The following is a 19,033-nucleotide window of genomic DNA, read 5'->3' as shown; positions in this document are numbered from 1 at the left end:
TGAGCGCGGCGGCACTGACTCCGTGCAGCAGTGCATTTGCTACACAAATTTACGATGAAGCGCCTAGGCCAGCGGCTCACCTGCAGCATTCGCAGCCAGTTCGGCCTTTTTGCACACCTGGGTGGCCAGCTCATGCAGCACAGCAGCCGTGCAGCGCAGCAACGGTGTGGCCTTGCGCTTGGCCGATTGGGCCATGAACAGAGGGATCATCACCGCAGGCGTCTCGATCGGTGCCACGACGAGTTGGTCACCCACTACATGCCCGTCAAGGGCGCTGCGCGTCAACGCAGCATACCCATAGCCGCCGCGCACCAGGTCCAAAATGGCAGGAACACTGGACACCTCCCAGACAACATTGAGTTTGACCTGGGAAAGCCTGGCCTGTGCTTCCATCAGCTTGCGGAAGATTTGGCCGTACTGGGGCATGATCAGCGGAAACGCAGACAGTCCCTCAAAGCCCAGCGTCCCCAGCCCTCCCAGCGCAGAGGCGGGGCCCACCAAACACAGCCGCTCTTGGAGCACTGGCGTAGTTTCAATATGGGGGTGGGGTTCGGGTGCATAGACCAGACCCAGATCCATGCGCCCGGAGGCCAGCCATTCGGCCATCTGCACCGAGAACCCTTCGACGATGGCGATGCGCGCCTTGGGCATCGTGCAGCTGAAGGCATCGATCAGTGGCAAGGTCAAACGCCGGGCCAGGCTCGGGGGCAGGCCCACGACGATGCGGCCTACCGGTTCATTGCGCTCGCAACCCAGATCCTCCTTGGCTTGGGCCACATGCTGCAAGATCGCATGGCTATGTTCGAGCAACCGGCGCCCTGCCTCCGTCAAGGTCACACCCCGCCCGGTACGGATCAGCAGCGTCTCGCGCAGTTCCATCTCGAGCGCCCGCACCTGCCGGCTCAGTGCCGGCTGCGCTGAATCGGACAACATCGCCGCTTTGCTGAAACTGCCGGTCTCGGCAACGGCGACAAAAGTTTCGATTTGCTGCAAATTCATAGCCACCCTCTTTAGTGCATTGAATATTAATAATTTTTAGCTATTATTATGCCATTTTGCTATAGCTGCTAGCTATACGGGCACCTAGGTCGTTGGGGACATCTTCCACAGAATGAAGTTTCACATCCCCCACACATAGAGCCAAGGAGACCCTGCATGCCGTTCCCCCCCACCACCGCCTGGCCAGGCATTGCGTCTCCGCGCTGTCTCAGTCGGAGTTGGACGCGCAAACCTGACAGACACCCCTCCCCCCGACAGTGACGGCAGCGTCTTCGGCTGCCCTGCCCCCCGCTCTCCGGTGACCTTCATCAGTCCGGGCTGCATCCGCTTGGCGCCATCGCCAGCCTTGCCCTCTTTCCATTTCCTATTCCGCTATTCAAGGAGCACAACCATGGTCGAAAAAGCCAGCAGCGAGTTTTGGCAAAGCCTCAGCCCCATCGCCAACCCCTTCATGCCCGATGCACTGCCAGAGGTGTACACCCCCAACGCCGTGCCCGAAGACGAACGCCTGTATGTGCCGTTCACCGACACCGTGTTCTCGCGGCCTCTCTGGATCTCGCCATCCCAGAACAAGTGGTGCGACATCCTGATGGCCAAGCAAGCCGGCCTGGTCAACCGCCACTACCACCCCCATGAAGTCTTTGCCTACACGATCTCCGGCAAATGGGGCTATCTGGAGCATGACTGGACAGCGACCAAGGGCGACTTCGTCTACGAGACGCCTGGAGAAGGCCATACCTTGGTGGCGTTCGACCATCCCGAACCCATGCGGGCCTTCTTCATCGTCAAGGGTCCGCTGATCTGGCTAGACGAGCAGGGCAAACCGGACGGCTACTTTGATGTCCATTCCTACATCGCCATGTGCAAGGCCCATTACGAAAAAGTGGGTCTGGGCGCCGAAGCCGTGGAAAAGCTCTTCCGCTAACGGCCACCGACTCTGGAGAACACCATGCACCCAACCCCCTCTCGCTCCTTGTGGACCTACGAGAATCGGCTGTTGCTGATCCTCTTCCTGACCTTTGGCTTTGTCTTCTTTGACCGCCTGGCCCTGTCGTTTCTGTTCCCGTTCATGCAGGATGAGCTCGACCTGAGCCAAACCCAGCTGGGCATGATCTCATCGGCCCTGGCGCTGACTTGGGCCATCTCCGGGGCCATCGCAGGTGCCTGGTCCGATTCGCGCTCCAAGCGCAAGGCGCTGCTGGTGGTGTCCGTGCTGGGGTTTTCCATCTGCTCGGCCATGTCCGGGCTGGTGGGCGGCTTCGTCAGCCTGCTGGTGTTCCGCGCGCTGATGGGCCTGGCTGAAGGGCCGGTGCTGCCCATTGCCCAGTCTTTGATGATCCAAAGCTCCACCCCAGCGCGGCGCGGCCTGAACATGGGCCTGCTGCAGGGCTCGTCTGCGGGCCTGATTGGCGCAATGATTGGCCCGCCCGTCGTCATTGGTCTGGCAACGAATTTCGGCTGGCGCGTTGCCTTCTATGTCACCGTCATCCCCGGCATTCTGATTGCCCTGGCCATCTGGCGCTGGGTGCATGAGCACCCCGGTCAGGCCCCAGCAGTTGCGCAGGCCAAGCCAGCACCCATCAACCGCTGGGCCCTGCTGCGCGAACGCAATGTACTGCTGTGCATGCTGATCAGCTGCTTCTTCCTCACCTGGTTCATCATCATCATCTCGTTTGCACCCACCTTCCTCGTCAAGTACCGCGAGTTCTCGGCCGCCGACATGGGCTTTGTGATGAGCTGCCTGGGCGCCGCCTGGGTATTCTGGGGCTTTGCGGTGCCAGCCATCTCCGACCGCATCGGACGCAAACCCACCCTGGTCATCTTTGCGCCGATTGCGGCACTGTGCCCCATCGCCTTGATCTACGGTGACTCCGTCCTCACACTGGGTATGGTGGTGTTCTTCACCTATACCGGCCTGGGCTGTTTCACGCTCTTCATGGCCACCGTCCCCGCAGAAACCGTTCCGCCCCAAGTGCTGACGGGCGCGCTCGGTCTCATCATGGGCGCGGGCGAATTGGTAGGCGGCTTCCTCGCCCCCACGATTGCGGGCTTTGCGGCAGACCATTACGGCCTGCCCGTCGCAATGTGGATGTCGGCAGGCGGCGCATTGATCGCCGGTGCGCTTGCGCTGGGTTTGAAGGAAACCGCACCGCTGGTGCTGCAACGCCGTGCGGCGGCAGGAGCAACGCCATGATGCGCGCACTGCGCTGGCACAGCGCCCAGGACCTGCGCGTGGAGCAGATCCCGACCCCGAAGCCCGGACCTCAGGAAGTACGCATCGCCGTGCAATACTGCGGCATCTGCGGCAGCGATCTGCACGAATACGAATCGGGGCCGCATGCCATCCCCGTTGGCACCCCCCACGCGGTCTCAGGCCGTACCGCGCCACTGACCTTGGGCCACGAGTTCTGTGGCACGGTGGTCGAGCTGGGGAGCGCGGTCAGCAGCCTGCAGGTGGGCAACCGCGTCGCGGTGGAGCCCGAGTACCGCTGCAGCCACTGCGCCTACTGCCGCAGCGGCGCCTACAACCTCTGTGCCGATATGGGCTTCGCCGGGCTGATGGGCGATGGCGGCATGGCCGACTTTGCCGTGGTGCCCAGTTATATGCTGCACCGCCTGCCCGAAGGGGTAAGCCTGGAGCAGGCTGCCGTGATGGAGCCCGCCGCCGTCGCACTGCATGCGCTGCGCCGCAGCCAGCTGCCGGCTGGCGGCAGCTGCGCCATCTTTGGGCTGGGCCCCATCGGATTGCTGCTGGTCCAGCTCGCCAAACTGCAGGGAGCAGGCACCATCATTGCGGTGGATGTATCGCCGCAGCGCCTTGAAATGGCACGACAGGCAGGTGCCAGCCTGGTCATCGACGGCAAGGGCCTCACTCCTCGCGCGTTGCGGCACACCATTGCCTCGGCCACCGACGGCTTGGGCGTGGACACCAGCTTTGAGGCCGCAGGTCTGCAAGCCACCTTTGAAGGGGCGTTGCGCGCACTGCGCAAAGGCGGAAACATGGTCATGGTCGGCCTGATGTCCGAGGCCCGCCTTGACGCATTCGACGCTGTCAACCGCGAGTTGAGCCTGGTCGCCAGCGTCGGTTACCGCGATGTCTACCAAGAGCTGATGGGCCTCATCGAAGCGGGCCGCTTCGACCCCACCTCGATCATCACGAAGACAGTTCCGCTGGAGCACGCAGTCAGCGAAGGCTTTGCAGCACTGGTGCAGGACCGTTCGCAGATCAAGATTCTGGTCAGCCCGCCGATGGGCCGCAACCACAAGCGTTAGGACACCGCAATGAACAACTCCCAGGAACAAAGAACCATCCTCGTAACTGGAGGCACCTCCGGCATCGGCGCAAGCACGGCGCTGCATTTTGCCGAGGCCGGCGCGTCCGTGCTTGCGCTGGGGCTGGATGCGCAGGGGCGGCATGCCCCGCGCCATCCCCGTATCCGGTGCATCGAGCTGGATGTCTGCGACAGCGGCCAACTGCAGCAGACCATCGCCGCGCTACCCCGACTTGATGCGCTGATCAACGCAGCAGGCATCAGCCGGCATGCGCAGGAGTACGGACCGGAGGCCTTCCTGCAAGTGCTGCACACCAACCTCACTGCGGTCATGCGGGCATCGATGGCCGCAGCCCCGCAGCTGTTGCAACGCAGCGGCTGCATTGTCAACGTGGCCTCGATGTACAGCTATTTCGGCAGCAAGGACCGCCCCGCTTACAGCGCCAGCAAGGGTGGCATCCTGCAACTGACGCGTTCCCTTGCACAAACCTGGGCGCATGAAGGCGTGCGCGTCAATGCGGTAGCGCCCGGCTGGATCGCTACGCCGCTGAGCGAGGGGCTGATGGCCGACCCAGCCGCCTCGGCAACGATTCTGTCCCGCACACCGCTGCAGCGCTGGGGCCAGGCCGCCGAAGTGGCGGCAGTCATCGGGTTTCTGTGCTCGCCAGCGGCATCTTTTGTCAACGGTGCCGTCATCCCCGTCGATGGTGGTTATCTGACCGTGTAACAGCAGTCCAGGATGGGCTACAGGCAGCCAAAGATGGCAGAGCCTGCAGGCAGCGTGATCTGCCTCAGGCTCTGCGTACGCTACCAGCCGTCTATCAGCCTGGCATCAGCGCTGCTCAAACGCGTATTTCTCGGTATCCACCTCGCCCTGCGAGGCCAGCGCATAGCGGTCACCACGGATCGCCTCGGGTGCAAACAGCGCGTCAAGCTCGGCCAGCAACGCAGCATCCAAGGCCACCCGGCTACCGCGCAAGTTTTCATGCAGGTGATCGATACGGGTGGTGCCTGGCAATGCCACCACATGCTCGCCCTGGTGCAGCACCCAGGCAATGGCCAGTTCGGCCAGGCTGCAGTCCGCGCGCTCCGCAATGGCCTGCATGGGGGCCAGCAGCCGCAGATTCGCTGCATAGGCCTCGGGCTGAAAGCGTGGCATGCCGGCACGGATGTCTCCTTGCACCCAGGTGGTGCCGGCGGGCAATTTGCCCGACAGAAAAGCCCGGCCCATCGGACTGAAGGCCACATAGGCAATGCCCAGTTCGCGGCTGGCCTGCAAGGTGCCCAGCTCGGCATTGCGTGACCACAGCGAATACTCGCTCTGCAAGGCTGCAATCGGGTAAGTGGCATGGGCACGGCGCAAGGTGTCGACGCCGACCTCTGACAAACCCAGCGCCCGCACCTTCCCCTCCTCCACCAGGCGTGACATTTCACCGACCGACTCCTCGATCGGCACCCGGGGATCCCAGCGGTGCAGGTAATACAGGTCGATGACATCGGTCCCCAGGCGCTTCAGGCTGTCTTCGCAGTTGCGGCGCAATGTTCTGGGATGGCCATCGATCACACGGCGCATGATGCCATCGTCCCCCCGCACGCCTGCCATGCCGCCCTTGCTGGCCAGCGTGATCCGGCTGCGGTGGGGCCTGAGGATCGGCCCCACCAACGACTCGTTGGCGCCAAAGCCATACAGCGCTGCGGTATCGAACAGGTCGACGCCAGCATCCAGCGCTGCATGCAGCAGCGCCTGGGATTGCTCGGCCGTGGCCGGGTGGCCATAGGCATGGCTCAGGTTCATGCATCCCAGCGCGACGGGACCAACCTGGAAGGGGCCTATAGAACGCTCACTCATCATCTCTCCTCAAAAACCAAACCGCCCGCTGAAACGTGTGCGGGCGGTCAGCGGCGGCTTGGGTGGATATTACTGCAGCTGCTGCTCCAACGCATGCAGAACCTGGTAGCAAGGCAGTACCTGGGAGATGCTCGAGCGCGGTTGGCGGCCCTCCCGGATCGCCGCAAAAAACTCACGGTCCTGCAGTTCAATGCCATTCATCGATACATCCACCCCGGATACATCGATGGCCTCATCCTTGCCATTGACCAGCCCATCGTAGCGGGCCACATAGGTCCCTGTATCGCCGATATAGCGAAAGAAGGTTCCCAAAGGACCATCGTTGTTGAACGACAGGCTCAACGTGCAGATGGCGCCGTTGGCGGCTTTGAGCACGATGCCCATGTCCATCGCAATGCCCAGCTCCGGGTGCAGCGGCCCCTGCACCGCATGGGCCTGCACAATGGGGCTGGCTGCCTGGTGGGCGAACAGATCCACGGTGTGGGCCGCATGGTGCCAAAGCAGATGGTCCGTCCAGCTGCGCGGCTGGCCCAGCGCATTCATATTGCTGCGCCGGAAGAAGTAGGTCTGCACATCCAATTGCTGGAGTTTGAATCTGCCCGCCTGCACCCGTTGCTGAACCCACTGGTGGCTGGGGTTGAAGCGGCGGGTGTGCCCGCACATGGCCACCAATCCACTGGATTTTTGCAGGGCCACCACGGCCAGCGCATCCTCGAGCCGGTCGGCCAGCGGAATTTCGACCTGCACATGCTTGCCGGCCAGCAGACACTGGCGGGCCTGGCTGGCGTGCATCTGCGTGGGCGTGCACAGAATGACCGCATCCACCTCCGGTCGCGCCAGGCTGTCCTGCAGATTGGTGGCCACATGCCCAATCCCATACTGCTCGGCCAGCTCGCGCGCCTTGGACAGATCCGGGTCGACAAGGGAGACGACTTCCGCCCCGGGGATCTGGCGGATGCCCTCAAGGTGTTTGAGGCCGAAGGCGCCCGCTCCTGCGAGCGCCACTTTGAGCTTGCGAAGTGTCATGACATCCTCCAGGAAGTCGGGGTGCCCCAGAGAGCGCCGGGGCGATACATACCGAAAATCAGCGACATAAGTGTTTTTCAACCGTTCTCTAGAATCAGGTGACCCACAGCGGTGTTGGAGGCCGGCACGTGGTAGAAGCGGTGTTTGACCGTGGGCGTTCTCGCCGGGTCATCGACATCCGCCATGGCACCCCGCGCAATCAGCCACATGACCAGCTCGATGCCTTCCGAGCCAGCTTCACGTACATAGTCGATATGGGGTACCTTGGCCAAGGTCGCAGGGTGATGGACGAGCTGGTCCAGAAAGCAGTTGTCCCATTCCTGGTTGATCAGCCCCGCGCGTGCACCTTGCAGTTGGTGGCTCATGCCCCCCGTCCCCCAGATCTGAACATTGAGGTCCTCGTCAAAGCTCTCCACGGCTTTGCGGATCGAACGGCCCAGGTTGAAGCAGCGTTGGCCCGACGGCACCGGGTACTGCACCACATTCACCGCAAAGGGAATCACCGGACAAGGCCAGGCTCCGTCCACCGGCTGCTCTCCGCACATCAAGGACAGCGGAACCGTCAGTCCATGGTCCACGTCCAGTTGGTTGACGATGGTCAGGTCAAAGTCCTGCTGGATCACCGACTGCGCAATATGGGATGCCAACTGGGGATGCCCCACCACCTTGGGCACGCGGCGCGGCCCCCAGCCTTCATCGGCGGGGAAGTACTCGGCCCCGGTCCCTATCGCAAAGGTGGGAATGAGATCCAGGCTGAAAGCCGTGGCGTGGTCGTTGTAAATCAGAAAAATGACATCGGGCCGGTTATCGCGCATCCACTGGCGCGAGTATTCATAGCCTTGGAAAAGCGGTTGCCAATAAGCCTCCTGGGTCTTGCCCTGGTCGATGGCCACGCCAATGGCGGGCACGTGCGACGTGAATACCGATGCGCTGATGCGTGCCATGTCAGACCCCCTCCTTGCCGGCGACGGCGCCTGTGGGCTGGGCGGGTGTGCCCGCTGCCTCATGCATGAACCGGTTCCCCTCCACCGACCGGCCACCGGCCACCATCATCGCGCGGTAGGCCTCCTCGCTCATCCCCGTCATGGATCCGGCCATCTGCTGAAAGCTCTTGCTGTCGGTGGCGCCAATCTTGGCGAGGAAATAGATATTGCCCCCGGTGCGTATGCACCAGTTCAGGTCCCGGGCCATCACCGCCTGCCTTTGCTCCTCGCTCATCTCCCATTCTTCCAGATAGGCGCGCTCGTCCGCTTTGAAACGCGCGCGGTTTTCAGCCTTCATCAAGGACATGCAAAACTGGTTGAGCCAGTACCCTTTGCGTGACTGGTCGGCATCAAAAATAACGGTGCCGGGCACATCGAGATAGGGTTTTTCCAATGCCATATTTATCTTTCCAAGTTTGTTATTGATTCCTGGCCTGCACGGAGGCAGCCAACCCAAGACAATTGCATCTGTGGATTTACGCGTCCTCGGGCCAATACAAGCGCAACGGGTTGTCCACCAGCAACTGCTGCCGCAGGGCGGGCGTGGGGGCGATCTGGCTGATGAAATCCACCAGCAGACCGTCATCGGGCATGTGGTCCTTCAGGTTGGGATGGGGCCAGTCGGTGCCCCAAAGCACGCGGGTGGGAAAGGCCTCGACCACGCGGCGCGCAAAAGGCACGACATCCTGGTAGGCGCGCTGTTCACCCTGCAGCGCCTGCGGGCCCGTCAGCGACAGCCGCTCCGGGCAGCTGACCTTGCACCAGACGTTGTCATGCGCCTGCATCAGTTGCAGAAACAGACCGAACTCGGGCCCATGCGCGGGCTTGCTGACATCGGGCCGCCCCATGTGGTCGACCACTACAGGGGTGGGCAGGCGGCTGAAGAAGTGCCACAGATCTGGCAGGTCTTCCGCTTCAAAATAGACCACCACATGCCAGCCCAGGTCAGCGACGCGCTCGGCAATCTCCTGCAACTCATCTTGCGGCGTCACGTCCACCAGCCTTTTGACAAAATTGAAGCGCACGCCCCGCACGCCGGCCAGGTGCAGCGCTTCCAGCTCCCGGTCGCTGACGTTTCGCCTGACCGTGGCCACGCCCCGGGCCCTGCCTTCCGAGGCCTTGCAGGCATCGACCATCGCCCGGTTGTCCGCACCATGGCAGGTGGCTTGCACGATCACATTGCGCGAGAAGCCCAGATGGTCGCGCAACGCAAAAAGCTGCTGCTTGCTCGCGTCGCAAGGGGTGTACTTGCGCTCTGCGGCAAAGGGGAACTCTGCCGCCGGGCCAAACACATGGCAATGCGCATCCACCGCACCTGGCGGCAATACCAAGCGCGGCTTCGCGGGCTTGGGATGCCAGTCCAGCCAGCCGGGGGTTTTAGGGGGGAGTGACTGCATGCTGCGCTCCTCAGTCGATGTAGCGCAAGCCGGAGCCGGCCAGCGGGCCGCGCATCTGGTACAGGTCCAGACCCAGTACCCCGGCAGCGAGCTGGGCCCGTTTGCTGCGCTCGAGCCGCTCACGCTCCAAGCCGGTCTCCAACGTGGTAACGGCCCTGTCCGCAGGGACGCAGACCACCCCATCGTCATCGGCGACAATCACATCCCCAGGGGTCACCCACATGCCGGCACACACAATCGGGATATTGACGGAGCCTAACGTCGCCTTGATCGTGCCCTTGGACGACACGGTGCGGCTCCAAACAGGAAAGCCCATGTCCTGCAAGGTCTTGGTATCGCGCACCCCCGCGTCAATGACCAGGCCCCGCGCGCCGCGCGCCTGGAAGCTGGTGGCCAGCAGATCGCCAAAATAGCCATCGCTGCATGGGGAGGTCACCGCCGCTACGACGATGTCGCCAGGCTGGATTTGCTCGGCGGCGACATGCAGCATCCAGTTGTCGCCCGGCTGCAGCAACACGGTGACGGCCGTCCCGGAAACTTGCTGACCTGTTGCGATGGGGCGCAGCGCTGGCTGCAGCAGCCCCACCCGCCCCAAGGCCTCGTGCACGGTAGCCGATCCCAAACAGGCCAGCCCGTCGGCAGCCGCACGATCCGCACGCTGGATATGGCGGTACACAACGCCGAGTTCATACATAAGCATTTCCTTGTCTGTGGGCGGGCGCTTTACCGCCCTTGGTTGCGAAGTACGGCATCCAGACGCGGAAACACGCGGCGCGCGTTGCCCTCGTACACCTGGCGACGGTCTTCCTCACTGAGGTAAGGCGTGGCCTCGATATAGCGTTTGGTGTCGTCGAAGTGGTGGCCGGTCAGCGGATCCATGCCGCGCACCGCGCCGACCATCTCGCTGGCAAACAAGATGTTCTTCGTCGGAATGACACGGGTCAGCAGGTCAATGCCGGCCTGGTGGTAAACGCAGGTATCGAAAAACAGGTTGTTCAGCAGATGGGTCTCCAGCGGTGGCGTGTTCAGCGCCTGCGCCAAACCCCGAAACCGCCCCCAGTGGTAGGGCACGGCGCCGCCGCCATGGGGAATCACAAACCGCAGCGTCGGAAAGTCCTGGAACAGTGCGCTGTTCAGGCACTGCATGAAAGCCGTGGTGTCGGCATTCAGGTAATGGGCGCCAGTGGTGTGAAAGCAGGCGTTGCAACTGGTGGAGACATGCACCATCGCAGGAATGTCGTACTCCACCATCTTTTCGTAGATCGGGTACCAGAAGCGGTCGGACAGCGGCGGGGCCGTCCAGTGCCCGCCGGAGGGATCAGGGTTCAGGTTGATCGCCACATTGCCGTAGTGCTCGACGCAGCGGACCAGCTCGGTGATGCAGCTGCGCGGATCGACGCCGGGGGACTGCGGCAGCATCGCGGCAGGCACGAAGTGCTCGGGGAACAGTTCGCTGACGCGAAAGCACAGTTCATTGCAGACCTCGGCCCAGGCACTTGAAGTGTCGAAATCCCCGATGTGGTGGGCCATGAAGCTGGCACGTGGACTGAAAACGGTCAGGTCCAGCCCCCGCTCCCGCATCAGCCTGAGCTGGTTGTTCTCGATCGTCTCGCGGATTTCGTCGTCGCTGATGCGCAGATCGGTGGCCGCAGGTGCCTTGCGCGGGTCCCGCAGGCCGGCCATCTGCAGATCGCGCCACTGGCCCAAGGCTGCCGGTGCAGTGGTGTAATGGCCATGTACATCAATGATCATGCGGAATGTCTCCTTGCGTGTAGGGGGGTGTAGGCGCGGGCCATTCGGCGGCGCCCGGTGCGAGCCGCCTCATGCGGGCCCTTTCCAGACGGTGCTGGGCACCATCACCTCGCCGCGCATCAGCACGCGGGCCGTGCGCAGCAGGGCCACCTTCGGCAACGCGGGGTTCTGCGCCGCTGCATCGCTGAGGTTCATCGCCAGCGCCCCGGAGGGATGCTCGATCGACAGCCGCTCGGTGCCTGGGCCTGGACAGCGCACTGCCAGTCCGTCGCAGACCGTACCGGGCAAGGTGATGGCCGTGGCAACGGTAACGGCGGCCAATACGCCAATGCTCTCGTGGCAGACATGGGGAATGAAGCTGCGGGTGGTCAGCGCGCCACCGTGGCGGGGCGGCGCGATCATCGTCATCTTGGGATAGCTCTTGGCGCTCACATCGCCCAGGCCCATCGCGACGGCGGCCTGCAGGCGCAGCGCTTCCACCCGGCGGCGCAGATCCATGTGGGCATCCAGCTCGGCGACCGTCTCATAGCCGGTCGCGCCGACATGGGCAGCCTCGAAGATGACCAGTGGCATGCCGTTGTCGATACAGGTCGCGTCGAGAATGAACGGCGCAAACCCCGCACCCCGGACGTTGAAGCGGTCGCGCGGATTGCCGGTCGGCAGCAAGCGCTTGCAGACCGAGCCGGCCGTCTCCAGAAAACGGACCTCGATCGGTGCTGCGCTGCCGGGCACGCCATCGATATGCGCATCACCAAGCTCGGCGAGCTGTCCCTTGTCCAGCGGAACCGTGATCTCTGTACGCATGCCGGTATTGCGGCTCAACACGCAGTAGGTGGCGCGATCGCCGCGGGGCTGCAGCATGCCGGTCTCCAGCGCAAATGGCACCGCTGCGGCCAGCATGTTGCCGCAATTGGGGCGGGTATCGACGGCATCCTGGTCGGGCTGCACCTGGGCAAACAGAAATTCCAGATCCACCCCGGGCTGCGTCGACAGGCTGACGATGCCGATCTTGCTGCTCAGCGGATGCGCCCCGCCCAGGCCATCGATCTGCCTGCGGTCGGGCGAGCCCAGCGCGGCCAGCAGCACCCGGTCGCGGGTGGCCACATCGTCGGGCAGATGGGCGGCGTTGAAGAACGGCCCCTTGGAGGTGCCGCCTCGCATCAGCAGGCATGGAATGGCCGTTGGCATGCATTTCTCCCGGTGTGGTCTCGTGCCATCCATTCTGGAGAGAGACATGCCAAAGAGCCACGTACGCGCCCGCCTAGCAGCTATAACCTCTGAGCATATCTAAGCCAAGCCCCGGGGCCGCGCCAGAACACGCTGCCATCGGCGCCGGCAGGTGCTTTGCGCGTCCCGGCTGCGGCGCGGCCATGAATACTGTCCCGTCCTACGGGCGCTGCAAGCGGGCACCTTCAATGCGGTGCAGGCCGCGCCGATAGCATCGGAACCATGTTTATCCACCGTTTGAACACCGCCATTTTCCTGAGGGCTGGCACCTTGGCGATCACGGCCGCAGCACTGACCTCGGCCACCAGCGTCTCGGCGATGAGCGCCGAAGAGGCCCGTGCAGAAACCCAGCGCATCGCGTTGCAGTATGAGCAGACGATGGCGCACTGCAGCACGCTGCAGGGCAATATGCGTGAGATATGCGAAGAGGATGCCAAGGGCAGCCGGCGCGTGGCGCAGGCCGAGCGCGATCTGAAGCTGCAAGGGGGCGCCGAGCACGAATACCAGGTGAGGCTCGCCCGGGCCCAGGCGGACTACCGCGTCGCCCATGAACGCTGCAACGACATGCGCGGAGAGGCGGTGAAGGTTTGCAAGCGAGACGCGGAACAGGCCTACCTGCGCGCGCAGCAGGATGCACGCATTCGCCAGGTGGAAGCGCCTCCCGCGGTCTCGACCGACTCCACGTTGGCACCCCTGCAGACACCTCCGCAGGCGCCGCTGGACAGCGCAGCACCGCTGCCGCCGCCCGCACGCTGACGCAGCGGCCGCGCGGCTGCGATGGTATGGGCGCGATGGATCAGATGACCATGTGAAAGAAAACCAAAAGCCCCTGGCTGATGCACCCCTTGAAGAGGGCATCGGCCAGAGGCCTTTGTTCTACACGCAGGGAAGCGCAATGGCCTCCGTCCGATCACTGCCTACCGATCTAGCGCCGGCAGACTGCATAGCCCAGCACCACCCCGATGGCCAGGGCCGCGCCTGCAAACCGCCAGGGCTCATCATGCGCATATTTGTCCGTGCAGGCAGCGGTGTGTTTGGTCTGGGCAATCGCGCGGGCGGCCGAATCCTTGGCGATCCCCATCCCTTCGTCCATGCGCTCACGAATGCGCTTGATTTCAGGGATCGCGTCGAGCTCCTTGACCGACAGCAGCGACCGCACATCGTCCACCAGCTTGTCGACATCGCCCTTTACATCCGACAGGCTGACCTGGTGCTTTTTGAAGAACATGCTTTTTCCTTTCTTGTGCGCACGTCCACAACGTGCTTCAGTTATTACCTTATCCAAAGCCATGCACCGGCCATGTAGGAATGCGGCCCGCCTGCATGTGCTGACCGCAGCACAACGCAGCGCCAGATACAGTTGCCGCATTGCCGTACATGGACTGAGATAGGTTTTCCTACAGGGGCAGGAAGGCTGATGGGCGACGATGGTGGCACAGCGCCCCCGCTGTTGGAGGACCTATGAAAGACAAAGAACTGAAGAACCCCCCGCCCAATGAAGAGACCCAGATCAACACCACCCGCAAGCAGCATCCCCAGGATCCGGGCGTCCACGCCAAGATGCCCCATGAACGGGACCAGTCTGTCGGAGAGGTGAATCCAGAGCCCTCGCCGCCGATTGAACAGGCGCACCAGGACCTGAAAGACGGTTTGGTGGACACCGATGAGCGGGCTGCTGACGGGCGTCCCAAGGGCAGCAAAAAACCCACTGCCTAGAGCTTCAGAGGAGAGAATGAAGCTCCAAAGAGGCACTGCCCTGCGATCAAGCGCATGCGAAAACAGGCATCAAGCGGTAACAATATAGATTTATTGCCAAACCCTATAGGACAATTCCTGCATAACGGTTACCCTGACCATGTTAGTGCCCATGTAGGTGGCGCTGACAGGAAGGTATGCCGTGTTGCAACGAAAGCAAGAGGATGCCGCCAGAGACGAGTACCTAGACCAGCTCAAAGCTGAGGGCGCCAGTCTCTTGATGCGCAATCCACAGGAAGGTACGCCCGAGCACGCCAAGATGATGCTGATTGATGCCAAGATTGACCAACTCACCAGCCCCATAACGGTCCCCCACTGGAAGGACACAGGCTCCTGAGACGCCGCCCGCTTCAAGCGGGCTTTTTATTGGCCCGAGCCATCGCAACGCACAGGCACCGCGCTGCACAGCCAGCCCGCAGACCGGGCATGATGGGGCGCCCTCCCGGTCGGCGTCCCTGCCGCCCGGCCTGGCGATGAGAGATCCAGCGCAGGCGCCCGGCCGTTCATGCGCCGGTATGCAGCGTCTCTTGCTGTTCCTGGGCGCTCGGCAGAGTTACCCAGCGGGCCAGCTTGGGCCGCAGCCAGTTCTCGAAATCATCCATCACCGCGTAGACCACCGGCACCAGCACCAGTGACAGCGCCGTGGACGACACCAGCCCGCCGATGACAGCGACGGCGAGCGGCTGGCGGAACTCCGAACCGCTGCTCACGCCCAGCGCCGTCGGCAGCATGCCCATGGCCATCGCAATCGTCGTCATGATGATCGGCCGGGTCCGCTCATGCGCGGCTTCCAGCAAGGCCTCCGTCTGGCTCTTACCCATGCGCTCGGCCTCCACCGCATGCTCCACCAGCAGGATTGAGTTCTTGGCCGCCAGGCCCATCAGCATCAGCAAGCCAATCAGCACCGGCAGGTTCAGCTCCCCACCCGTCGCCAGCAAGGCCAAAAAGGCGCCCGCCAGTGACAGCGGCAGCGCCGCCAGGATCACCACTGGCTTGACGAAGCTGCGGAACAGCAGGATCAGCACGCCAAAGATCAGCCCCACCCCCGCCATGATGGCCAGGCCAAAGCTGGCAAACAGCTCCTGCATGCCCTCGGCATCGCCGTACAGCGGGCGCGATACCCCTGCGGGCAGGTTCTTCAGGAACGGCAGCGCATCCACGGCCGCATTGGCCTGGCCCAGCGACACGCCATTGACCTCCGCCTCCAAGGTGATGCGGCGCTCGCGGTCAAAGCGGTCGATGTGCGATTCGCCCACCTGGAAATGCATGTCCGCCACCGCCGACAGGGGCACCGTGCCGCCCTGCCCCGTGGGCACGCGCAGCGCGCCAATGCTGTCCAGATCGCGCAGCGCATCCTGCGGCAGGCGCACCCGCACCGACAGACGCTGGCGCCCGGTGTTGAATTTGGATGCCGTCGCATCCAGATCGCCCAGGCTGGCCATGCGTGCCACCTCGGCCACCACATCGGGGGTCACGCCCAGGCGGGCGGCTGCATCGGGCTTGAGCCGTATCACCAGCTCGGGGCCGGGGTTGGGCGCCACCTGGTGCACATTGGCCAGCATCGGCAGGCTGCGCAGCTGCCGCTCAGCATCGGCGGCCGTGCGCCGCAGCAGCTCGCCATCGTGGCCGCCCAGGATCACCTGCAGGTTCTGCGTGCCGCCGCCTTCGCTTTCGCTGTAGCTCAGCCGCACATCCGGCACCTGCAGCAGCAAGGGCCGCATATGGTCCTGGAAGGCCTTGGTCGTCATCGAGCGCGGCGACTTCAGCTGCACAATCACCGAGCCCTTGCGCGGATCGCCATCGCGCTGGCTGCTGCCCACGCTGACAAACACGTCCTGCACATCACCTTGCTGGCGCAGCAAGCGGGTCAGGCTGGCGGCCGAGGAGCGCATGTCCTCGGTGGTGGCGCCCGGCGGGCCTTGCAGGCTGATCTGCACCGTGCCGCCATCCCCTTTGGGCGCAAAGCCGGTGGGCAACAGCGAGGCCAGCATCAGCGAGCCGACAAAGATCAGCAAACCAGCCGTCAGCGACAGCCAGCGGTGCGCCAGCGCCCATTCCAGCAGCCGGCGGTAGCGGCCCACAAAGGGCTTGTGCGGATGGGGCTGCGCCGAGGGCTTGAGCAGATAGGCGCACATCAGCGGCGACAAGAGGCGCGCCACCAGCAGCGAGAACATCACCGACACGGCCACCGTCACCCCAAACTCGCGAAAGTACGGCCCGGCATAGCCGCCCATGAATGCCACCGGCAAAAACACCACGGCGATCGCCAACGTGGTGGCCACCACCGCCAGACCAATGGCGTCCGCCCCTTCCATGGCGGCACGCCAGGGCGATGCCCCCGCCTGCACCCGCTTCTGGATGTTCTCCACCTCGACGATGGCGTCATCGACCAGCACGCCGATCACCAGGGTCAGCGCCAGCAAGGACAGCATATTGAGCGAATAGCCCAGCCAGTGGATCACCGCAAACGTCGGGATCAGCGAGATCGGCATGGCCACAGCGGCAATCACCGTCGCGCGCCAGTCGCGCAGGAACATGAAGACGACCACCGCCGCCAGCAGCATACCTTCGAGCAAGGTCGCCACCGTGGCATCAAAGCTATCGCGGGTGTTCTTGGCGCCCGACGACACCAGCTGGGAGGAGACACCCGGCTGCTCCTTGGCCAGGGCCGCCACCGCCTTGGCCACCGCCCTCTCCACATCCACGTCCGATGCGGCCTTGGTCTTCATCACCTGAAAACCCACCACCGCCTCGCCATTCAAGGCCGCAAAGCCGCGCCGGTCGCTGGCGCCGCTGGCCACCGTGGCCACATCGCCCAGCCGCAGATGGCGGCCATCGCGCGTGGCAATCACCAGCTGCTCGAGCTCCTGCACCGAGGGGGCAGCAGCGAGGATACGCACCTGCTGCTCCTGCGCGCCAATCTGCGTGCGGCCACCCGATGCATCCAGGTTGTGGGCGCGCAGCGCATCGTTCACGGCCACGGCCGTCAGGCCCAGCGCCTGCAAGCGGGCGGGGTCCAGGGTCACCGTGATATCACGCGCCACACCGCCCACCTGGGTGACCTGGCCCACCCCTGGCTGGGCCACCAGCTTGCGCGCCACCACATCCTCGATGAACCAGTTCAGTTCCACATCGTCCATGCCAGGCGCTGTGACCGCATAGGTCAGCAACGGCAGCGCATCAAAATCCAGCCGCTCCACAATCGGCGGCTCGATGCTGGCTGGCAGGTTGGCACGCACCCGGTCAATGGCGGCCCGCACCTCGTCCACGGCCCGCTGCGGGTCCAGCCCGATCTCGAACTCCACCACGGTCAGGGACATGCCCTGGGTGACGGTAGAGATCACATGCTTGACCCGGGCCACATTGGCCACGCCGTCTTCCACGACCCGGGTGACCTGGGTTTCCACCTCGGTCGCCGCCGCGCTGGGCAAGGCGACTGCCACCTGCACGATCGGAAAGGACACATCCGGGTAGAGCTTGATCGGCATGACCCGGTAGGCCATCAGGCCGGCCACCATGATGGCGATGAACAGCACCACCACGGGGATCGGGTTCTGGATGGACCAGGCGGAGATACGGAGCTTCATCGCTGGCCTCCGGCCCCTGCAGCACTGCCTGCGGCCTGAGCGGCTGGCGCTGCAGCGGGCTTAGCCGCCGGCTCGGCTGCTGTGCTGACCTGTACCCGGTCGCCATCCAGCACAAAGGCGCCGCCGCCCAAGGCCAGGCGGGTGCCCACCGGTGGGCCATCGCGCAAGGCCACCCAGCCCTGGGCGCGGGCGCCCAGGCTCACCGGCAGCTTGCGGATGCGGCTGTCCGCATCAATGGTGGCCAGTTGCGGGCCACCGGCTTCAAAGTGGATGGCTTTTTCCGGCACCGCCGCCACCGGGGCCGCGGCTTGGGCAAAACGCGCCTGCGCAAAGCCGCCCGGGCGCAGATCGGCCCGCACCGGCAGCACCACGCGCACCTGGGCCAGCTTGGTCTTGTCGTCCACGCGGCGCGACAGCAGGCGCACCTTCCCTTCCAGCTCCACGCCTGATGCCAGCGCCACGTCCACCTTGTCGCCGGGCTGGATGCGGTCCACCTGGTCCTCGGGCACCTCGGCGGCCAGCTCCACCATGCCGTCCCGCGCCAGGCGGAACATCGCTTCGCCGCCGGGGCTGGCCACATCGCCACGGCGCACATTGCGCTGCAGTACCACACCGGCCACCGGCGCGCGCAGCACCATGCGCTCGGCCTCCACGCGCAGCCCGGCCAGGTTGGCAGCGGCCACATCGGCATTCGCAGTGGCACTGGCTGCGGCCGTGCGGCGCTGCTGGATCTGCTCGTCCGACAGCACGCCCTGGCCGTCCAGCCCTTCGACCCGCGCCGATTCGGCCTGGGCCTGCTTGGCCTGCGCCCGGGCCTGCACCATGCTGGCCTGCGCCTGGGCGATCTTGGCCTGCAGCAGGCCATCGTCCAGCCGCGCCAGCGCTTGGCCGGCGCGCACCGTATCGCCCTCATCGGCCAGCAATGCCGCCACGCGGTAGCCACCCAGCTCCGGGCCAACGGCGATCTCCTCGCGCGCCACCAAGAGGCCCGATGCCTGCTGCACCCCGCCCATGGGCCGCAGCTCCACCTGCGCCACGCTCACCGTGCGCACTACCTCGGCCACCGGCTTGGGGGCTTTGTTTGCACTGCCGTCGGAGCAGGCCACCAGCCCCAACAGCGCGACCGACCCCAGGCCCAGCCCCACACCCACACGCCATCCGCTTTTCATTGATTGCCGCATTGCAT

At 64.3% G+C, this 19,033-nt stretch carries 19 protein-coding genes; 7 read left to right on the top strand and 12 right to left on the bottom strand.

The genetic code is table 11. The features are described from left to right. Positions 1-63: 63 nt before the first annotated feature. On the bottom strand, positions 64-999 hold the full coding sequence (locus AB7A72_RS12105; protein ID WP_369460120.1) for a LysR family transcriptional regulator: 936 nt from the start codon (positions 997-999) through the stop codon (positions 64-66). 391 nt (positions 1,000-1,390) lie between these two features. Between AB7A72_RS12105 and AB7A72_RS12100 the strand changes: the two genes are divergently transcribed. Genes AB7A72_RS12100 through AB7A72_RS12085 form a run of 4 tightly spaced genes read left to right on the top strand, consistent with a single transcriptional unit; the run spans position 1,391 to position 4,998 of the window. Continuing rightward, the gene (locus tag AB7A72_RS12100; RefSeq protein WP_239812408.1) at positions 1,391-1,924 is read left to right on the top strand and encodes a 2,4'-dihydroxyacetophenone dioxygenase family protein; all 534 of its coding nucleotides are present in this window, start codon (positions 1,391-1,393) and stop codon (positions 1,922-1,924) included. Positions 1,925-1,948: 24 nt separating this feature from the next. Then, a complete protein-coding gene (locus AB7A72_RS12095; RefSeq protein ID WP_369460119.1) occupies positions 1,949-3,193 on the top strand; it encodes an MFS transporter in 1,245 nt (414 codons plus the stop codon). Beyond that, the gene (locus AB7A72_RS12090; protein WP_369460136.1) at positions 3,193-4,272 is read left to right on the top strand and encodes a 2,3-butanediol dehydrogenase; all 1,080 of its coding nucleotides are present in this window, start codon (positions 3,193-3,195) and stop codon (positions 4,270-4,272) included. The genes AB7A72_RS12095 and AB7A72_RS12090 overlap by 1 nt, the downstream gene beginning before the upstream one ends. Before the next feature lie 9 nt (positions 4,273-4,281). Then, a complete protein-coding gene (locus tag AB7A72_RS12085) occupies positions 4,282-4,998 on the top strand; it encodes an SDR family NAD(P)-dependent oxidoreductase (RefSeq protein ID WP_369460118.1) in 717 nt (238 codons plus the stop codon). Positions 4,999-5,103: 105 nt separating this feature from the next. On the opposite strand, the gene AB7A72_RS12080 is transcribed toward AB7A72_RS12085, so the two are convergent. From AB7A72_RS12080 to AB7A72_RS12045, 8 genes are all read right to left on the bottom strand, one after another. Next, positions 5,104-6,120: an aldo/keto reductase gene (locus tag AB7A72_RS12080; protein WP_369460117.1), complete on the bottom strand. Its 1,017-nt coding sequence runs from the start codon at positions 6,118-6,120 to the stop codon at positions 5,104-5,106. Positions 6,121-6,189: 69 nt separating this feature from the next. Further along, on the bottom strand, positions 6,190-7,146 hold the full coding sequence (locus AB7A72_RS12075; RefSeq protein ID WP_312835477.1) for a Gfo/Idh/MocA family oxidoreductase: 957 nt from the start codon (positions 7,144-7,146) through the stop codon (positions 6,190-6,192). 77 nt (positions 7,147-7,223) lie between these two features. Continuing rightward, positions 7,224-8,090 carry a class III extradiol dioxygenase subunit beta gene (locus tag AB7A72_RS12070; RefSeq protein WP_312835478.1) on the bottom strand — a complete coding sequence of 289 codons (867 nt, stop codon included), beginning with the start codon at positions 8,088-8,090 and terminating at the stop codon, positions 7,224-7,226. Between the two features lies 1 nt (position 8,091). Beyond that, positions 8,092-8,529 (bottom strand): protocatechuate 4,5-dioxygenase subunit alpha, encoded by a 438-nt coding sequence (gene ligA, locus AB7A72_RS12065; RefSeq protein WP_369460116.1) that lies wholly within the window; start codon positions 8,527-8,529, stop codon positions 8,092-8,094. Positions 8,530-8,605: 76 nt separating this feature from the next. Continuing rightward, the gene (locus AB7A72_RS12060) at positions 8,606-9,526 is read right to left on the bottom strand and encodes an amidohydrolase family protein (protein WP_369460115.1); all 921 of its coding nucleotides are present in this window, start codon (positions 9,524-9,526) and stop codon (positions 8,606-8,608) included. A gap of 10 nt (positions 9,527-9,536) precedes the next feature. After that, on the bottom strand, positions 9,537-10,220 hold the full coding sequence (gene ligK / locus AB7A72_RS12055) for a 4-carboxy-4-hydroxy-2-oxoadipate aldolase/oxaloacetate decarboxylase (protein WP_239812416.1): 684 nt from the start codon (positions 10,218-10,220) through the stop codon (positions 9,537-9,539). 29 nt (positions 10,221-10,249) lie between these two features. Then, a complete protein-coding gene (locus AB7A72_RS12050) occupies positions 10,250-11,278 on the bottom strand; it encodes an amidohydrolase family protein (RefSeq protein ID WP_239812417.1) in 1,029 nt (342 codons plus the stop codon). Positions 11,279-11,347: 69 nt separating this feature from the next. Continuing rightward, positions 11,348-12,466, bottom strand: coding sequence for a 4-oxalomesaconate tautomerase (locus tag AB7A72_RS12045; protein ID WP_312461919.1), 1,119 nt, complete (start codon positions 12,464-12,466; stop codon positions 11,348-11,350). 261 nt (positions 12,467-12,727) lie between these two features. Here AB7A72_RS12045 and AB7A72_RS12040 point away from each other — a divergent pair, with 261 nt between their 5' ends. Then, complete coding sequence (locus AB7A72_RS12040) at positions 12,728-13,261, top strand: hypothetical protein (protein ID WP_369460114.1); 534 nt, start codon at positions 12,728-12,730, stop codon at positions 13,259-13,261. Between the two features lie 169 nt (positions 13,262-13,430). On the opposite strand, the gene AB7A72_RS12035 is transcribed toward AB7A72_RS12040, so the two are convergent. Beyond that, positions 13,431-13,733: a DUF883 family protein gene (locus AB7A72_RS12035; RefSeq protein ID WP_239812420.1), complete on the bottom strand. Its 303-nt coding sequence runs from the start codon at positions 13,731-13,733 to the stop codon at positions 13,431-13,433. A 233-nt stretch (positions 13,734-13,966) separates the two neighbouring features. Here AB7A72_RS12035 and AB7A72_RS12030 point away from each other — a divergent pair, with 233 nt between their 5' ends. Both AB7A72_RS12030 and AB7A72_RS12025 read left to right on the top strand, forming a co-directional pair. Beyond that, entirely contained in the window at positions 13,967-14,221 is a 255-nt protein-coding gene (locus AB7A72_RS12030; RefSeq protein WP_369460113.1) for a hypothetical protein, read from the top strand. 181 nt (positions 14,222-14,402) lie between these two features. Continuing rightward, positions 14,403-14,597, top strand: coding sequence for a hypothetical protein (locus tag AB7A72_RS12025; RefSeq protein WP_369460112.1), 195 nt, complete (start codon positions 14,403-14,405; stop codon positions 14,595-14,597). Positions 14,598-14,763: 166 nt separating this feature from the next. Here AB7A72_RS12025 and AB7A72_RS12020 read toward each other — a convergent pair whose 3' ends face one another. After that, positions 14,764-17,847 carry an efflux RND transporter permease subunit gene (locus tag AB7A72_RS12020; protein WP_369460111.1) on the bottom strand — a complete coding sequence of 1,028 codons (3,084 nt, stop codon included), beginning with the start codon at positions 17,845-17,847 and terminating at the stop codon, positions 14,764-14,766. After that, positions 17,844-19,016: an efflux RND transporter periplasmic adaptor subunit gene (locus AB7A72_RS12015; protein WP_369460110.1), complete on the bottom strand. Its 1,173-nt coding sequence runs from the start codon at positions 19,014-19,016 to the stop codon at positions 17,844-17,846. Before AB7A72_RS12015 ends, AB7A72_RS12020 begins: the two co-directional genes overlap by 4 nt. Positions 19,017-19,033: the final 17 nt, after the last annotated feature.

The sequence above is a fragment of the Comamonas sediminis genome (assembly GCF_041107495.1).
GTDB classification, from domain to species: Bacteria; Pseudomonadota; Gammaproteobacteria; order Burkholderiales; family Burkholderiaceae_C; genus Comamonas; species Comamonas sediminis.
Note: the sequence above shows the minus strand (reverse complement) of the source record. Positions and strands in the feature narration are given on the sequence as shown.

Bases quoted from the DNA above. Each gene is read 5' to 3' on its own strand.
- AB7A72_RS12105 (WP_369460120.1), bottom strand. From the start codon at position 999: ATGAATTTGCAGCAAATCGAAACTTTTGTCGCCGTTGCCGAGACCGGC.
- AB7A72_RS12100 (WP_239812408.1), top strand. From the start codon at position 1,391: ATGGTCGAAAAAGCCAGCAGCGAGTTTTGGCAAAGCCTCAGCCCCATC.
- AB7A72_RS12095 (WP_369460119.1), top strand. From the start codon at position 1,949: ATGCACCCAACCCCCTCTCGCTCCTTGTGGACCTACGAGAATCGGCTG.
- AB7A72_RS12090 (WP_369460136.1), top strand. From the start codon at position 3,193: ATGCGCGCACTGCGCTGGCACAGCGCCCAGGACCTGCGCGTGGAGCAG.
- AB7A72_RS12085 (WP_369460118.1), top strand. From the start codon at position 4,282: ATGAACAACTCCCAGGAACAAAGAACCATCCTCGTAACTGGAGGCACC.
- AB7A72_RS12080 (WP_369460117.1), bottom strand. From the start codon at position 6,120: ATGAGTGAGCGTTCTATAGGCCCCTTCCAGGTTGGTCCCGTCGCGCTG.
- AB7A72_RS12075 (WP_312835477.1), bottom strand. From the start codon at position 7,146: ATGACACTTCGCAAGCTCAAAGTGGCGCTCGCAGGAGCGGGCGCCTTC.
- AB7A72_RS12070 (WP_312835478.1), bottom strand. From the start codon at position 8,090: ATGGCACGCATCAGCGCATCGGTATTCACGTCGCACGTGCCCGCCATT.
- ligA (WP_369460116.1), bottom strand. From the start codon at position 8,529: ATGGCATTGGAAAAACCCTATCTCGATGTGCCCGGCACCGTTATTTTT.
- AB7A72_RS12060 (WP_369460115.1), bottom strand. From the start codon at position 9,526: ATGCAGTCACTCCCCCCTAAAACCCCCGGCTGGCTGGACTGGCATCCC.
- ligK (WP_239812416.1), bottom strand. From the start codon at position 10,220: ATGTATGAACTCGGCGTTGTGTACCGCCATATCCAGCGTGCGGATCGT.
- AB7A72_RS12050 (WP_239812417.1), bottom strand. From the start codon at position 11,278: ATGATCATTGATGTACATGGCCATTACACCACTGCACCGGCAGCCTTG.
- AB7A72_RS12045 (WP_312461919.1), bottom strand. From the start codon at position 12,466: ATGCCAACGGCCATTCCATGCCTGCTGATGCGAGGCGGCACCTCCAAG.
- AB7A72_RS12040 (WP_369460114.1), top strand. From the start codon at position 12,728: ATGTTTATCCACCGTTTGAACACCGCCATTTTCCTGAGGGCTGGCACC.
- AB7A72_RS12035 (WP_239812420.1), bottom strand. From the start codon at position 13,733: ATGTTCTTCAAAAAGCACCAGGTCAGCCTGTCGGATGTAAAGGGCGAT.
- AB7A72_RS12030 (WP_369460113.1), top strand. From the start codon at position 13,967: ATGAAAGACAAAGAACTGAAGAACCCCCCGCCCAATGAAGAGACCCAG.
- AB7A72_RS12020 (WP_369460111.1), bottom strand. From the start codon at position 17,847: ATGAAGCTCCGTATCTCCGCCTGGTCCATCCAGAACCCGATCCCCGTG.
- AB7A72_RS12015 (WP_369460110.1), bottom strand. From the start codon at position 19,016: ATGAAAAGCGGATGGCGTGTGGGTGTGGGGCTGGGCCTGGGGTCGGTC.